The 606-nt window shown below is 63.9% G+C and carries 1 protein-coding gene; it reads left to right on the plus strand.

Going from position 1 to position 606, the window contains the following annotated elements; translation table 11 throughout:
- Window positions 1–606 (plus strand): ABC transporter ATP-binding protein (locus RZ1_RS29515; protein WP_139282090.1); only part of this gene is annotated, 606 nt, incomplete at both ends.

Raw genomic sequence — 606 nt, forward strand, 5'->3', positions numbered from 1 at the left:
GGCGCGCTGTTCGGGTCGATGAATCTGTACGACAACGTGGCGTTCCCGCTGCGGGAGCACACCAAGAAGTCCGAGTCCGATATCCGCAAGATCGTGATGGACAAGCTCGAGCTGGTCGGTCTGCTCGGTGCCGAGGACAAGTTGCCGGGGGAGATCTCCGGTGGTATGCGCAAGCGTGCCGGGCTGGCGCGGGCGCTGGTGCTCGATCCGCAGATCATCCTGGTCGACGAGCCGGACTCGGGTCTGGATCCGGTGCGGACGACCTACATTTCGCAGACGTTGATCGACATCAACGCCGAGATCGACGCGACCATCCTGATCGTGTCGCACAACATCAATCTGGCGCGGACGGTGCCGGACAACATCGGGATGTTGTTCCGCCGGGAGCTGGTGATGTTCGGGCCGCGGGAGGTGTTGCTGACCTCGGACGAGCCGGTGGTCAAGCAGTTCCTGAACGGCACGATGATCGGTCCGATCGGGATGTCGGAGGAGAAGGACGAGGCGCAGATGGCGCACGAGCAGGCGCTCGTCGATGCCGGGCATCATGCCGGTGGTGTCGAGGATGTCGAGGGTATCGTGCCGCAGATGCAGGCCACGCCGGGCATG

Source organism: Rhodococcus zopfii NBRC 100606 = JCM 9919 (genome assembly GCF_001895025.1).
Taxonomy (GTDB): Bacteria; Actinomycetota; Actinomycetes; order Mycobacteriales; family Mycobacteriaceae; genus Rhodococcus; species Rhodococcus zopfii.